Genomic DNA, 14,230 nt, shown 5'->3' with positions numbered 1-14,230 from the left:
CACAGCAGCGAAGAAAAGGCCGCCCGCCGTCAGGGGATGGGCGATGCGCGGCCGGAAACACCGGGGGATCAAAAATGAAAAGCCTTTCATCGACCAGGGTGCCCGCGCATGGCACTGGCGGCCATTCCGGCCGCCGTCATGCTATTGGCCCTTTCGTCAGCGGCGAACGCACAGGCGCTCGCCGGACAGTCCTAGAAGAACGTTTGAACACGTTGATGCGGGTCGTCGACGAACAGCAGCGGCAGATCCATTCACTCGAACGCCAGGTCACCGACCTGGAAATGACGCTGCGCGGCCGCGGCGCGCCGGCCGGCAGCCAGAGCGTGGCCGATCAGCCCGGCGCCGACGGCCTGCCGGTGCCGTTGCCGCCGCTCGCGCAGCTCAACCCGAGCACGCCCGCGCCGGGCGGCAACACGGGCACGGCGACCGGCGTGCCCGCCAATCCGCCCGCGCCCGAAGGCGGCAGCGCGGGCGGCCTGCCGGCCGCCACCGACGGCAGCGGCGCCATCGGCCAGACCCAGCGGGCCGCCGAACCGGTGCGCACGCAGGCCGAGCAGGCGGTCGTGCAACGCGAACACGCGCCGCTCTTCGATCACAAGCTGACGATGGACTTCGGCCTCAGCGACACGTACTACGACCGGCGCCAGTTGCAGTTGTCCGGCTTCCTCGCGCTCGACGCGATTTTCCTCGGCAACATCAACCTGGGCCAGACCAAGTCGCACCAGTTGATGGCCGATCTCGACACGCGCTACGGCCTGACCGACCGCATCAGCGTCGATGTCGACGTGCCCTACGTGTACCGGCGCAGCAATTTCATCGTCGGTGGCGCGGGCGGCGCGGCGAGCACGATGTCGGACGCGACGGTGAGCAGCAGCGCGCTGGGCGACGTCAACTTCGGGATCTATTACCAGTTCCTCAAGGAAACCTACAGCCTGCCGGACATCGTCGGCAGCCTGCGCTTCAAGGCGCCGACCGGCACCTCGCCGTTCGGCGAGAAGGTGGTGCAGATCGAGCCCGACAACACCAATCTGGTCGCGCCGACCAAGCTGCCCACCGGCACCGGCTTCTGGAACGTGACGGCCGGCGTCTCGGTGCTGAAGACCTATGACCCGGTGGTGCTGTTCGGCAGTGTTTCGTACACCTACAACATCGCGCGCTCGTTCGCGGATATCTCGTCGGTGCAGGGGCAAACCCAGCCGGCGACGGTCAAGCTCGGCGACATCGTGCAGTTCGGCGGTGGCGTGGCGCTGGCGTTCTCCGACAAGGATTCGGCCAGCGTGTCGTTCACGATGGCGCTCGAACCCGAATCGAAGACGCGCGCGCCGGGCGGCTCCTACGAGAAGGTGCCGGGCAGCGAAACCACCGCCGCAGCGATGAATTTTGGCCTGAACCACGCCGTGAACAAGCACCTGACCATCAATGGCGCCGTGTCCATCGGGCTCACGCCCGATGCGCCGAACTTCGTGGTCGGCGTGCGGTTTCCCTATACCTTCTGACGTGCCAACCATGCGAGGTCGACCGTGCGTGAATCACCTCATCTGACCAGTGTTGCTCCGGTGGCGGGAGCGGGATCGCATTTGTCGCTGGCGCGGCCCAAGGAGATGGCCGCGACGCAGCCCGTCGGCGTGCCGGCGAGCCGAATGCCGGCCGCCTTGGCCGTGGCCGACATCGGCGCGGCGGCCGCGGCCACGTCGCGTGGCCAGCGCGAACGCCCGCTGCTTTACGTCGCGCGCACGCTGGACGAAACGCTCGTCGCGCATCTGAAGAGCCGCGGCTGGCGGGTCGCCACGGCGCGCTCGGCGCACGAACTCGGCCGGCTCGTGAAGCCCGACGCGGCCTGCGCCGGCATCGTCGATCTGGCGAGCTTCGCGCCGCGCGAGCTGGCCGGGCTCGAAGCGAGTCTGCGCCAGCAGCAGCTCGGCTGGATCGCGCTCGCCACCAGCGAGCGGCTCAACGATCCGCTCGCGCGCAGGCTCGTGCGCCATTACTGTTTCGACTTCGTGAAGATGCCGGTGGCGAACGCGACGGTCGATTATCTGGTCGGCCACGCGTTCGGCATGGTCACGCTGTGCGAGCCGGAACTCGCGCCGCCCGTGGGCGAGTTGGGCGACGACGAGATGGTCGGCACCTGCGAGGCGATGCAGCAGCTCTTTCGCACAATCCGCAAGGTGGCGAACACCGACGCGAGCGTGTTCATCGCCGGCGAGTCGGGCACCGGCAAGGAGCTGACCGCGCTCGCGATTCACGAACGCTCGCCGCGCCGCAAGGCGCCGTTCATTGCGATCAATTGCGGGGCGATTCCCCATCATCTGCTGCAGTCCGAACTATTCGGCTACGAGCGTGGCGCGTTCACGGGCGCCAATCAGCGCAAGATCGGCCGGGTCGAAGCCGCCGACGGCGGCACGCTGCTGCTCGACGAAATCGGCGATCTGCCGCTCGAAAGCCAGGCGAGCCTGCTGCGCTTTCTGCAGGAAGGCAAGATCGAACGGCTCGGCGGGCGCGATTCGATTCCGGTCGACGTGCGGATCATTTCCGCCACCCACGTCGACCTGGAAGAGGCGATGCGCGACGGGCGCTTTCGCGCCGACCTGTTCCACCGGCTGTGCGTGCTGCGCGTGGACGAGCCGCCGCTGCGCGCGCGCGGCAGGGACATCGAGATTCTCGCGCATCACATCCTGCACAAGTTCAAAGCCGACAGCGCGCGCAAGATCCGCGGCTTCACGCCGTCCGCGATCGAGGCGCTGTACAACTACAACTGGCCCGGCAATGTGCGCGAGCTGATCAATCGCGTGCGCCGCGCGATCGTGATGGCCGAGAACAAGCTGATTTCCGCCGACGACCTCGACCTCGCGCAGTTCAGCGAACAGCAGACCATGACGCTGACGCAAGCACGCGAAGCCGCCGAGAAGCGCGCGATCGAGGCGGCATTGCTGCGGCATCGGCATCGGCTGAACGAGGCGGCGGTGGATCTGAACATTTCGCGCGTCACGCTGTACCGGCTAATGGGTCTGCACGGCCTGCGCGAACTGAGCGGCGCCGAAGCGAGAGCGCCCTTCGCCGCGGACGATCCGCCCCACGAATGACGCTGGCGGCGCAATACCCGCGGGGCCGCGCGACGGCCCGCGCCGGCGCGTCAGGTAGAATCGGCCGGTTACGTTCCCCTTTCCACTCGATGACGACGCTCACCCTGATCGTCGCTCGCGCCAACAACGGCGTGATCGGCCGCAACAACCAGTTGCCCTGGCGACTGCCCGAAGACCTCGCGTTCTTCAAGCGCACCACGATGGGCGCGCCCATCATCATGGGCCGCAAGACGCATGAATCGATCGGCCGGCCGTTGCCGGGACGCCGCAACATCGTCGTGACGCGGGATGCGGCGCGCCGTTTTCAGGGCTGCGACGCCGCCACGACCCTCGAGGACGCGCTGCGCCTGGCCGGTCAGGACCAGGCGCCGGAAGCGTTTCTGATCGGCGGCGCGCAGTTGTACGTGGAAGGGCTGCGCCTCGCGGACAAGCTGATCATCACCGAGATTTCCGCGGACTTCGACGGCGACGTCACGTTCCCCAAGCTCGACGACAGAGAGTGGGAAGAAGTCGCGCACGAGACGCATCGTGCGCACGCGCCGAACGACTTCGACTATGCGTTCGTCACGTACAAGCGCAAGAGCGCCTGAAAAGCGCGACGCTCAACTCGTCACACGTCACGCGCAATAAGAAAACGCCACGCAGATTGGCGTGGCGTTGCCGTTTTCTTCTACGCCGCCGGGACGCGGCCCCAACCGTTTACTGCCCCGCGATCGTCATCCGTTCGATCAGCACCGAGCCGGTCTGCTTGGTGCCGCGCGTGATCGTATCCGCGCCGATCGCGACGATATGGCGGAACATCTCCTGCAGCGTGCTCGCCACCGTGATCTCCTCGACCGGATACTGGATCTTGCCGTTCTCGACCCAGAAGCCCGACGCGCCGCGCGAGTAGTCGCCCGTCACGTAGTTCACGCCCTGCCCCATCAGTTCGGTCAGCAAGAGGCCCGTGCCGAGCTTCTTCAGCATCGCTTCGAAGTCGTCATCCGGGCGCGTGTTCGAGCTGCGCAACGACAGGTTGTGCGAGCCGCCCGCGTTGCCGGTGGTCTGCATGCCGAGCTTGCGCGCCGAATAAGTGGACAGGAAGTAGCCTTCCACCACGCCGTCCTTCACCACCGAACGCTGCCGGGTGCGCACGCCTTCTTCGTCGAACGGCGCGCTGCCCATCGCGCGGACCACGTGCGGATCTTCCACGACCTGCACGTGCGGCGCGAACACCGGCTTGCCGAGACTGTCGACGAGGAACGAGGTCTTGCGATACAGCGCGCCGCCGCTCGTGGCCTGCACGAACGCGCCGAGTAGCCCGGCGGCGAGCGGCGCTTCGAACAGCACCGGCACCTTGCGCGTATCGAGACCGCGCGCGCCGATGCGCGCGAGCGCGCGTTGCGCCGCGTAACGGCCCACCGCTTCCGGGTTGGCCAGTTCCGACGCGCTGCGGGTCGACGTGTACCAGTCGTCGCGCTGCATGTTGCGGCCGCTGCCGGCGATCGGCGCGCACGCAATGTAGTGGCGCGAGTACGGATAGCCCGCGAGGAAGCCGCGCGAGGTGGCCAGCACGAACTGCGAGTGCTGCGCCGACACGCTCGCGCCTTCCGAGTTCTTGATCTGCGGATCGGTCGCGAACGCGGCATCTTCCGAGCGGCGGGCGATTTCGACCGCTTCGTCGGCGGACAGAGTCCACGGGTGATAAAGATCGAGATCGCGCGGCGCGGTTTCGAGCAGCTCGGCTTCGGCAAGGCCGGCGCAGTCGTCTTCCGCGGTGAAGCGCGCGATGTTGTACGCCGCCGCGACCGTGTCCTTCAAAGCTTGCGACGAGAAGTCCGAAGTGCTCGCATTGCCGCGCTTGTTGCCGATGAACACCGTCACGCCGACCATCTTGTCGCGATTGTGTTCGATCGTTTCGACTTCGCCGCGCCTGACGGAGACGGACAGCCCGTCGCCCTCGGAGATTTCGGTTGCCGCGTCGGTGCCGCCGAGCGACTTCGCGTGACGAAGGATGTCCGAGGCGATTTCCTTCAGTTCATCCTGGGTATGCGGAAAAAAGCGCTGCTTGACGTCCATGTCTGCTGCCATTGTCGTTGCCGTCCTGTTCGGGGCCGAGCGGCCCTAAGTGTTCGCACATGCCGCGCTCATGCTCGCGCACGTGCGGGGTGGTTTACGCATCCCGCGATCATAGCAAGGTACGCGCCGCCGTACCTGGCAATCGCTGAGGCTTGCGTGCCTCGCCGCGGGTAGCCGGCTGGTTGTCCGCGGGGCTGCCCCGCGGCAGACGCCTGACCAGGCGCAAGCCCTCGTGCGCACCGCCAGCGCGGGTGCGGCGGGCGCGGCACGCTACAATACCGGCATGACACGCAAAACCCGCATTCAACCCATCGAATCCGCCGCGCCGGAAGTCGACGAAAACGGCTACGACCGTCCCAGCAAGTCCCAGCTCAAGCGCGAAATGCATGAGCTGCAGGAGCTGGGCTCGGCGCTGATCGCGCTGCCCAAAGATGCGCTCAAGCGCATGCCGATGCCCGAAAAGCTCGACGACGCCGTGCGCGAAGCGCGCCGCATCACCGACCACGAAGGCAAGCGCCGCCAGGTGCAATACGTCGGCCGCGTGATGCGCTCGCTGCTCGACGCGGAAACCGCCGCGCTGCGCACCGCGCTCGACACCTACAACGGCGTCAACAAGGCGGAAACGGCCAAGCTTCACTGGATCGAGCGCACCCGCGAGAAACTGCTCGCCGACGACGCCGCGCTGACCGAGTTCATCCGCCAGCACCCGAATGCCGACCCGCAGGAGGGCCGCACGCTGATCCGCAACGCCCGCAAGGAAACGCAGCAGAGCAAGCCGCCGCGCTATTTCCGCGAACTGTTCCAGTGGATCAAGAACGCGGACGGCCCGTCCGCGCAAAGCGATTCCGAAGCCGACGACGCCCTGGAAGACGACGATGACGAGCGCGACGAGTAAGCCCATTCGCCGGCACCCGGACGAGATCGTGATTGGTCTCGTGTCGATCAGCGACCGCGCGTCCGCCGGCGTGTACGAGGACAAGGGCATTCCGGCCTTGCAGGAGTGGCTGGGCGCGGCATTGAGCTCGCCGTGGCAGGTGCTCACGCGGCTGATTCAGGACGACGCGCCGACCATTTCCGCGACGCTCATCGAGCTGGTCGACGAAGCCGGCTGCGACCTGGTGCTGACCACCGGCGGCACCGGCCCGTCGCGCCGCGACGTGACGCCCGAGGCGACGATCGCGGTCGCGACGAAGGAGTTGCCCGGTTTTGGCGAGCAGATGCGGCAGATCAGCCTGAATTTCGTGCCGACCGCGATCCTGTCGCGCCAGGTGGCGGTGATCCGCGAAACGGCGGATCACGCGGCGCTGATCATCAATTTGCCTGGTCAGCCGAAGTCGATTCGGGAAACGCTGGAGGGCCTGCGCGAAACAGATGCCGGCGGTGATGCAGGCGGCACGGCCGGCGCGGTGAAGGTGCCGGGTATATTCGCGGCGGTGCCTTACTGCATCGACCTGATCGGCGGGCCGTACGTGGAAACGAATGCCGACGTGGTGAAGGCGTTCCGGCCGAAGAACGCGGTGCGCGCGCCGCGGCCGGCCTAGTGCTTATTCGGCGCTGGCGGACGCGTCCGGCGCCGACGGAATCAGGAAGTGCTCGCGGTAATACTTCAGTTCGTCGATCGATTCGTGGATGTCGGCCAGCGCGGTGTGCATCGCGCGTTTCTGGAAACCCTTGTAGATGGCCGGCTGCCAGCGGCGGCACAGTTCCTTCAGCGTGCTGACGTCAAGATTGCGGTAATGGAAGAACTGCTCCAGTTCCGGCATCCAGCGCGCCATGAAGCGGCGGTCCTGGCAGATCGAGTTGCCGCACATCGGTGACTTGCCGGGCGGCACATAAGCGCCGAGGAAATCGCGGATCAGCCCGGTGGCATCGGCCTCGCTGACCGTCGATGCCTTCACGCGGTCGATCAGGCCCGACCGGCCATGCGTGTTCTGGTTCCACTGATCCATCTTCGCGAGCGTCTCGTCGCTCTGGTGAATCGCCAGCACCGGACCTTCGACCATCCTGTCGAGCGTCGAATTCGTCACCACCACCGCGATTTCGATGATGCGGTCGGAGTCGGGCTCGAGCCCGGTCATTTCCATGTCCAGCCAGACGAGATTCATTTCGCTGCGCACGAGCGGCGGCTGTTCGGTGGATGCGAGGATGTCAGTCATGAAGGCAACCCTGATGGCCCGGCCGGCGGCTTCTGTGCAAGCACGCTGGCCACGGCGATTGTTCGTTTGAGATTGGTCTGAGCGATTGGCTGGACCCGGTTTCAGCCGGTTTGACCACGTCGCCCCGCCGCGAGGCGGGAAGAAACATATAATTCTCGCATAGATACCACGGAATCCCCGGATGCCCACCCTGTACTTCACCGTTCTGTTCGTCGTCGCCGTCGTGGCGATGGTCGGCACCAAACTCTGGCTCGCGTCGCGGCAAATCCGCTTCGTCGCCGCGCACCGCGAGCAGGTGCCGAGCCAGTTCGCCGGCACCATCGCATTGACCGCGCACCAGCGCGCCGCCGACTACACCATCGAGCGCACCCGCCTCACGATGATCGAGATCCTGGTCGGCGCGGCCGTGCTGATCGGCCTCACGCTGCTCGGCGGCGTGCAGGCGCTCGACCTGGCGATCTCCGACTGGCTCGGCCGCGACTACATCGGCCAGATCGCGCTGATCGTCGCGGTGATCGCGATCACCGGCGCGATCGACCTGCCGTTCGATTATTACCGGCAGTTCGTGATCGAACAGCGCTTCGGCTTCAACCGGATGAGCAAGCGCATCTTCTTCCTGGATCGCATCAAGGGCACGCTGCTCGGCGCCGCGTTCGGCCTGCCGCTGCTGTTCGTCGTTCTGTGGCTGATGAAACAGGCGGGCGGCCTGTGGTGGCTGTGGACCTGGATCGTCTGGGTCGCGTTCCAGATGCTCGTGCTGGTGCTGTACCCGTCGTTCATCGCGCCGCTCTTCAACAAGTTCGAACCGCTGAAGGACGAAGCGCTGAAAAGCCGCATCGAAGCCCTGATGCAACGCTGCGGCTTCGCCGCCAAGGGCCTCTTCGTGATGGACGGCAGCCGCCGTTCGGCGCACGGCAACGCGTACTTCACCGGCTTCGGCGCGGCCAAGCGGATCGTGTTCTTCGACACCCTGCTCGCACGCCTGTCGGGCAGCGAGATCGAAGCCGTGCTCGCGCACGAACTCGGCCACTTCAAGCGCCGTCATGTGATCAAGCGAATGCTCGTCACTTTCGCGATCAGCCTCGTGATGCTCGCACTGCTCGGCTGGCTTTCCCAGTGCGTGTGGTTCTACGAAGGCCTGGGCGTGCGGCCGTCGCTGCTGGGCGGCAATAGCGGCCTGGCGCTCGTGCTGTTCTTCCTCGCGCTGCCGGTGTTCCTGTTCTTCGTCACGCCGCTCGGCAGCCTCAGTTCGCGCAAGCACGAGTTCGAAGCCGACGCGTTCGCCGCGACGCAGACCGATGCGCAAGACCTCGTCAACGCGCTCGTCAAGCTGTACGAGGACAACGCGTCGACGCTGACACCCGATCCGCTTTACACCGCGTTCTATTACTCGCATCCGCCGGCGTCGCAGCGGATCGACCGTCTGCTGCGGCACGCATGAGCGGCCGCTCCCCGAAAGCGCCGCGCGCGCCGTCCAGCCCGCGCGTAGGCGGCCTCGTGGTGGCCGCGCATGGCCGCCACTATCTGGTGGCGCCCGAGGACGGCGGCGCGATGCTCCAGTGCTTCCCGCGCGGCAAGCGCAGCGAGGTGGCGGTCGGCGATCGCGTGATCTACGAGCCGACTTCCGCGGACCAGGGCGTGATCGTCGAGATCGGCGAGCGGCGCAATCTGCTGTATCGCTCGGATCAGTACAAGTCGAAACTGTTCGCCGCCAATCTCGACCAGCTGTTGATCGTGCTCGCCACTGAACCGCATTTCAGCGAAGACCTGCTCGGCCGCGCGCTCGTCGCCGCCGAAGCGAACGAGTTGAAGCCGTTGATCGTGCTGAACAAGATCGACGTGACCGGTGCGCTCGACGGTGCGCGCAGACGGCTGGAGCCGTATCGCGCGTTGGGCTATCCGGTCGTCGAGGTGTCGATCAAAATGCAGCCCGTGGCCGCTCGTGACGCTTTGGTCGAACATCTGCGTGGTCATTCGACGCTGCTGCTGGGACAGTCCGGCATGGGCAAATCGACGCTCGTGAACCTGCTGATTCCCGATGCCGAAGTCGCCACGCGCGAGATCTCAACGGCGCTCAATAGCGGGCGTCATACCACCACTTTTACGCGGCTCTATCCGTTGCCGAACGTCGACGGTAGCGGCGCAGGCGGCGCATTGATCGACTCGCCGGGCTTTCAGGAATTCGGCCTGCATCATCTGACCGAAGGCCGGCTCGAACGCGCGTTTCCGGAGTTCCGGCCGCTGCTGCCGAACTGCCGCTTCTACAATTGTCATCACTTGCACGAGCCGGGCTGCGCGATTCTCGAAGCGGTCGCCGACGGCCGCATCCGTCGTGAACGGCATGCGCTGTATGCGCAACTCGTGCACGAAGCCAGCCAGATCGTACGCTGACATGAAACTGATGCGCGCGCCGAATCTGATCACCGGACAGCATTGGGTCAATGTGCTGGAGACCGCGGGCATCCGTTGCGAACTGCACAACCGCTATCTGAACGGCGCGCTCGGCGACATTCCGGCGGATCAGTGCGCGCCTGAGCTGTGGCTCGTCGATGAACGCGACGAGTCGATCGCCCGGCGTTTGATCGATGCGGCCGCGCATGGACCGGCGGCGGGCTCACCCGACTGGCGATGCCGTCAGTGCGGAGAGACGCTCGAAGCGCAATTCACGGTGTGCTGGCAGTGCGGGACGGCGCGTGATCCGTTGGATGGGTGAGGCGTGCGGCGTGCGAGATGGCTGCGGGATATCGGTTAGCCAAGACGGTTTGAGCGCGGGGCATCACGGCTCAGCAGATTCGGGCACGGAGCATCAGGTGAGGGGCGGCCCGCGTCGCGGCCAATGAAAGGCACGCCCGCGTTGGCCGAAGCAATAAAAAACCGGGCAATTAATTGCCCGGTTTCTGTATACGCCGCGCTGGCGTTCCCGTATCAAGCGAGCCACACCGCGATGGTCAGCATCAACAGCAGAATCATCCACAGCACCACCGCGCGCCACACCAGACCCACCGCCGATTGCAACGTGCGCGGCGTGCAGTCGTCGCCGACCTGCATCGGGCCGCCGTCGCCGGTAGCAAGCGCGTCGAGGCTCGACGGTTCGGCAAGCGGGCCGCTCAGACGCGCGCCCAGCGCGCCGCTTCCGGCGGCCAGCAACACGCCGTCGTTCGTATCGGGCCACTGACGCGCATGATTGCGCCACGCGTAAATCGCGTCCTCGAAATTGCCGACGATCGCAAAGCCCAGCGACGTCAACCGCGCCGGCACCCAGTCGATCACGAAGAACGCTTGCTGCGCGAAGCTCGAAAACGCAGCGGTCCGGTCGTCGGCCGGCCGCGCCCATGCGCGCGCCAGGTATTCGGCGATCCGGTACAGCACCGCGCCCGCCGGCCCGACCGGAATCAGGAACCAGAAGAACACCCCGAACACATGGCGATGCGAAGCGACCACCGCGTGAATCAGCGTATGACGGACGATCTCGCTGACGGGCATATCGACGGTATCGAGCCCGGTCCATTCATTCAGAATTTCACGCGCGCGCGGCACATCGTCGTTGTTCAACGCGAGATGGATATCCGTGAAATAGTGGCTGAACTGGCGGAAGCCGAGCGTGAAGTACAACACCGCGACGTTCCATAAGAACGCCAGCGCGAAATGAATGTGATACAGCACGTAGTAGACGAGCGCGACCGCCAGCGTCCAGGGCACCACCACCACGAGCCACGCGAGCAGGCCATGCTTGGGCTTGCCGGCATCGAATCCGTGCGCCGCCGACTCCGCGTGGTATTGAAGCAGCGCGGACACCGGGTTATTCGGTGACAGCGCGCGTACCTGTTCAATGATCAGAGCCAGCAATACGGAGAAAAAAGTCATGCGATGCGCCGTGCTTTTTAAGTTTTTACGATTGTTTTATAACGATAGCACAGGGTCGGATTCGTCTGAGAGCAGACACTGACAAAGAGCCAACGACTGCACAGTCCGGCGCGCGTCACGCAGCGAGAAAGCGATACAGGTTGCGCAGCATCGCCGCTGTCGCTCCCCAGATGAAATGGTGGCCGCCGACTTCGCTGATACCCTGCCCGCTCGCCCCCGTCGATGCGCTGCGCGGATACGGCATCGCGAAGAAGCGGCGCTCGCCGCCCTCGTAACGGAACACACGCTCCTCGTGATTCGCGGGGTCCATCAGAAAAGCGAGCGGCACTTCGAAGACTTCGGCCACTTCCAACTCATCCATTTTCAATGCGAACGGCGGATGCACGAGACCGATCACCGGTGTGACGCAAAAGCCGGTGCCCGTCAGGTAGTCGGGCAACGCCCCGAGAATTTCCACTCGCGACGGCGCGAGGCCGACCTCTTCCTGGGCTTCGCGCAGCGCGGTAGCGATGGCGTCGGCATCGAAGGGTTCCTGGCGGCCGCCGGGAAAACTCACCTGGCCGGCGTGATCGTTCAGGTGGTCGGCACGTTGCGTGAGCAGCACGGTCAGCCCGCGATCGCGGACCACCAGCGGCACTAGCACTGCGGCAACCCGCGGATCGCCCGGCGTGTTGCGCCATTGCACTTCGACGACAGGCTCCGGCGTCCAGGTGAGGCGTTGCTCGAAACGTGCGCGCAGGCCATCAGGTGTGAGGCGCTCGCCGGCCACCGGCGGCAAATGAGCGCCAGTCGCTTCGACAGGGAGTGTTTCAGGCTCAAAGATGGGGCGGGTCAACGGGTCTCTCTGAATAAGCGGATATGGGACATGCCGCTATTTTGACCTGGCAAACAAAAAAGCACCCGCGAGGGGTGCTTTTTCTTACAGCATTTACGCCTGGGAAGCAGCGCGGTCTTTCGTGACCAGCTTTTCCTTGATCCGGGCCGACTTGCCCGAACGGTCGCGCAGGTAGTACAGCTTCGCACGACGCACATCGCCGCGACGCTTCACGACGATGCTTGCCAGCAGCGGCGAGTACGTTTGGAACGTACGCTCGACGCCTTCGCCCGACGAAATCTTGCGGACGATGAACGACGAATTCAGACCACGGTTACGTTTGGCGATCACGACGCCTTCGTAAGCCTGAACACGCTTACGCGTACCTTCAACCACGTTCACGCTGACGATCACCGTGTCGCCCGGAGCGAAGTCGGGGATGGTCTTCTCGCCGAGGGCGCGCGCGATCTCTTCCTGCTCGAGTTTTGCAATCAGATTCATTACTGACTCCTAGATCCATCTTGTCGGCGTTCGTACCTGCCTTGCGGCTACGGCCCCGATAGAGGATGGGTTCACATCTGGCGCCGAACACGCATGTGCGGCGCCGCCTGGTGTCCGCTCGAAAGACCGCCGGCTTTACGCCTTCGACTCTTCCTTCGCGAGACTCGCGAGCCATGCCTCGTCGGCACGGCTCAACATCTTGTTCTTTCTGGCCTTCACGATCAGATCGGGCCGCTTCTTCAACGTGTTGCGCAGCGCTTCACGCCGACGCCACGCCTCGATTTCCGCGTGATGGCCGCCGAGCAGCACATCGGGCACACGCACGCCGTCGTATTCCTCGGGACGTGTGTAATGCGGACAATCCAGCAGTACGTCGACAAAGCTGTCCTGCACCGCTGACTGCGAGTCGTTCAGCACGCCGGGCAACTGGCGCACGACCGCGTCCATCAACGCCATCGCAGGCAATTCACCGCCCGACAGCACGAAGTCGCCAAGGCTCACCTCTTCGTCGACGACACGGTCGAGCAGACGCTGATCAATCGCTTCATAGCGCCCGCACAACAGGATCAGACCGGGTTCGGCGGCGAATTGCATGACGCGCTCGTGATTCAACGTTGCGCCTTGCGGCGACATCGTCACGACGCGCGACGCGCCGATGCCCTGCTCCGCCTGCGCCGCTTTCGCCGCGCCGATCGCATCTTCCAGCGGCTTTGCCAGCATCACCATGCCGGGTCCGCCGCCGTAAGGGCGGTCGTCGATCGTGCGGTAATTGTCGGTGGTGAAATCACGCGGATTCCACGTACGCAACGCATAGCGCTCCTGCTTCGCGGCACGACTGGTAATCCCCCAGTCGGTCAGCGCGCGGAACATTTCAGGAAAGAGCGTCACGACATCGAACTGCATCGCTCTCTCCATTCAGCGAATGTTTTTAGTAATCGGCTTCCCAGTCGACGATGATCTGCTTCGCCGCCTGGTCGACCGTTTTGACATAGACGCCGACGAACGGGATCAAACGCTCGCCTGCGACCGGCTTGCCGTTTTTGTCGGCAGCCGGATATTCGATGCGCAACACCGAGTGCGCACCGTTGTCGATCATGTCTGCAACCTTGCCGAGATTGACTCCGGCAACGTTCACCACATCCAGGCCGAGCAGGTCGACCCAGTAGAATTCGTCGGCTTCGAGGGCCGGAAATTCGCTGCGGCAGATATAGACGCGAGAGCCGCGCAGTGCCAGCGCCACATCGCGGTCAGTGACGCCGCCCAGATGGGCAACCACACTGTCGCTATGCGTTTTTGCCTGCAATGACGGCACCGACTTGCGCTCATGGCCTTTCAGCAGCCACCAGCGCTTCGCGCTCAGCAAAGCGTCGCCGCCATGCCCGGCATCCGCATGCGCGGCCACCTTGACCCAGCCTTTGAGGCCGTAAGCGTCGACGATTGCGCCGACTTCGACCGCATCGGCCGGCCAGCTTTCCACCGTTTCCGCGCGCATTTCTGCTGCAGCGGAACTGGCTTGTGCAACCTGGGCTTGCGCCCTGCCTTCGGCCCGTTCGACCGGCTTGCGGACGAATGCACCGAACGGCGCCTGACCAGACGTCTTCGCGCGCGAAGCTGCCGCCTTTGCCTTCACGCGACCTGAACTGCCGGAATCACGCTCGGACATGAGAAAACCTCGCTGCCAGCTTCGACGTCTGCTTCAGTAAAACAACTCGCGCATCGGACTGCTCACGCAAGCTGCGCGAGCCGCCGGCCGA

At 65.0% G+C, this 14,230-nt stretch carries 14 protein-coding genes and 1 pseudogene; 8 read left to right on the top strand and 7 right to left on the bottom strand.

Going from position 1 to position 14,230, the window contains the following annotated elements; genetic code table 11:
* The first annotated feature begins 74 nt into the window (after nucleotides 1-74).
* The 3 genes and pseudogenes from PQR02_RS04325 to PQR02_RS04315 all read left to right on the top strand — a co-directional run bounded on the left by PQR02_RS04325 (nucleotide 75) and on the right by PQR02_RS04315 (nucleotide 3,673).
* Nucleotides 75-1,496, top strand: a pseudogene (locus PQR02_RS04325) (hypothetical protein).
* 24 nt (nucleotides 1,497-1,520) lie between these two features.
* On the top strand, nucleotides 1,521-3,083 hold the full coding sequence (locus PQR02_RS04320) for a sigma-54 dependent transcriptional regulator (RefSeq protein WP_408225981.1): 1,563 nt from the start codon (nucleotides 1,521-1,523) through the stop codon (nucleotides 3,081-3,083).
* 89 nt (nucleotides 3,084-3,172) lie between these two features.
* Nucleotides 3,173-3,673, top strand: a complete 501-nt coding sequence (locus PQR02_RS04315) for a dihydrofolate reductase (RefSeq protein ID WP_408225978.1) — start codon at nucleotides 3,173-3,175, stop codon at nucleotides 3,671-3,673.
* Nucleotides 3,674-3,782: 109 nt separating this feature from the next.
* Here PQR02_RS04315 and pmbA read toward each other — a convergent pair whose 3' ends face one another.
* A complete protein-coding gene (pmbA, locus tag PQR02_RS04310) occupies nucleotides 3,783-5,153 on the bottom strand; it encodes a metalloprotease PmbA (protein ID WP_408225975.1) in 1,371 nt (456 codons plus the stop codon).
* Nucleotides 5,154-5,424: 271 nt separating this feature from the next.
* Here pmbA and yjgA point away from each other — a divergent pair, with 271 nt between their 5' ends.
* A complete protein-coding gene (gene yjgA / locus PQR02_RS04305) occupies nucleotides 5,425-6,036 on the top strand; it encodes a ribosome biogenesis factor YjgA (protein ID WP_408226381.1) in 612 nt (203 codons plus the stop codon).
* Entirely contained in the window at nucleotides 6,017-6,682 is a 666-nt protein-coding gene (gene mog, locus PQR02_RS04300; protein ID WP_408225972.1) for a molybdopterin adenylyltransferase, read from the top strand. Before yjgA ends, mog begins: the two co-directional genes overlap by 20 nt.
* A 3-nt stretch (nucleotides 6,683-6,685) precedes the next feature.
* Here the strand turns inward: mog and orn are convergent, their stop codons facing one another.
* A complete protein-coding gene (gene orn, locus PQR02_RS04295; protein ID WP_408225969.1) occupies nucleotides 6,686-7,297 on the bottom strand; it encodes an oligoribonuclease in 612 nt (203 codons plus the stop codon).
* 181 nt (nucleotides 7,298-7,478) lie between these two features.
* Between orn and PQR02_RS04290 the strand changes: the two genes are divergently transcribed.
* Genes PQR02_RS04290 through PQR02_RS04280 form a run of 3 tightly spaced genes read left to right on the top strand, consistent with a single transcriptional unit; the run spans nucleotide 7,479 to nucleotide 10,010 of the window.
* Nucleotides 7,479-8,738 (top strand): M48 family metallopeptidase, encoded by a 1,260-nt coding sequence (locus PQR02_RS04290; RefSeq protein ID WP_408225966.1) that lies wholly within the window; start codon nucleotides 7,479-7,481, stop codon nucleotides 8,736-8,738.
* A complete protein-coding gene (rsgA, locus tag PQR02_RS04285; RefSeq protein WP_408225963.1) occupies nucleotides 8,735-9,688 on the top strand; it encodes a ribosome small subunit-dependent GTPase A in 954 nt (317 codons plus the stop codon). The genes PQR02_RS04290 and rsgA overlap by 4 nt, the downstream gene beginning before the upstream one ends.
* A 1-nt stretch (nucleotide 9,689) precedes the next feature.
* Nucleotides 9,690-10,010 carry a putative signal transducing protein gene (locus PQR02_RS04280; RefSeq protein ID WP_408225960.1) on the top strand — a complete coding sequence of 107 codons (321 nt, stop codon included), beginning with the start codon at nucleotides 9,690-9,692 and terminating at the stop codon, nucleotides 10,008-10,010.
* A gap of 212 nt (nucleotides 10,011-10,222) precedes the next feature.
* Here PQR02_RS04280 and PQR02_RS04275 read toward each other — a convergent pair whose 3' ends face one another.
* The 5 genes from PQR02_RS04275 to rimM form a co-directional block, all read right to left on the bottom strand.
* Complete coding sequence (locus PQR02_RS04275; RefSeq protein ID WP_149673599.1) at nucleotides 10,223-11,161, bottom strand: CobD/CbiB family protein; 939 nt, start codon at nucleotides 11,159-11,161, stop codon at nucleotides 10,223-10,225.
* A 115-nt stretch (nucleotides 11,162-11,276) separates the two neighbouring features.
* On the bottom strand, nucleotides 11,277-11,996 hold the full coding sequence (locus tag PQR02_RS04270) for a CoA pyrophosphatase (protein ID WP_408225956.1): 720 nt from the start codon (nucleotides 11,994-11,996) through the stop codon (nucleotides 11,277-11,279).
* A 93-nt stretch (nucleotides 11,997-12,089) separates the two neighbouring features.
* Nucleotides 12,090-12,476, bottom strand: coding sequence for a 50S ribosomal protein L19 (rplS, locus tag PQR02_RS04265; protein ID WP_408225953.1), 387 nt, complete (start codon nucleotides 12,474-12,476; stop codon nucleotides 12,090-12,092).
* Nucleotides 12,477-12,611: 135 nt separating this feature from the next.
* Nucleotides 12,612-13,379, bottom strand: a complete 768-nt coding sequence (gene trmD, locus PQR02_RS04260) for a tRNA (guanosine(37)-N1)-methyltransferase TrmD (protein ID WP_408225951.1) — start codon at nucleotides 13,377-13,379, stop codon at nucleotides 12,612-12,614.
* Nucleotides 13,380-13,404: 25 nt separating this feature from the next.
* Nucleotides 13,405-14,139: a ribosome maturation factor RimM gene (gene rimM, locus PQR02_RS04255; protein WP_408225948.1), complete on the bottom strand. Its 735-nt coding sequence runs from the start codon at nucleotides 14,137-14,139 to the stop codon at nucleotides 13,405-13,407.
* Nucleotides 14,140-14,230: the final 91 nt, after the last annotated feature.

Source organism: Paraburkholderia sediminicola, from assembly GCF_046026895.1.
In the GTDB taxonomy this organism is placed as follows: Bacteria; Pseudomonadota; Gammaproteobacteria; order Burkholderiales; family Burkholderiaceae; genus Paraburkholderia; species Paraburkholderia sediminicola_C.
The sequence above is the reverse complement of the archived record's forward strand: the minus strand, read 5'-3'. Positions and strand labels throughout refer to the sequence as shown.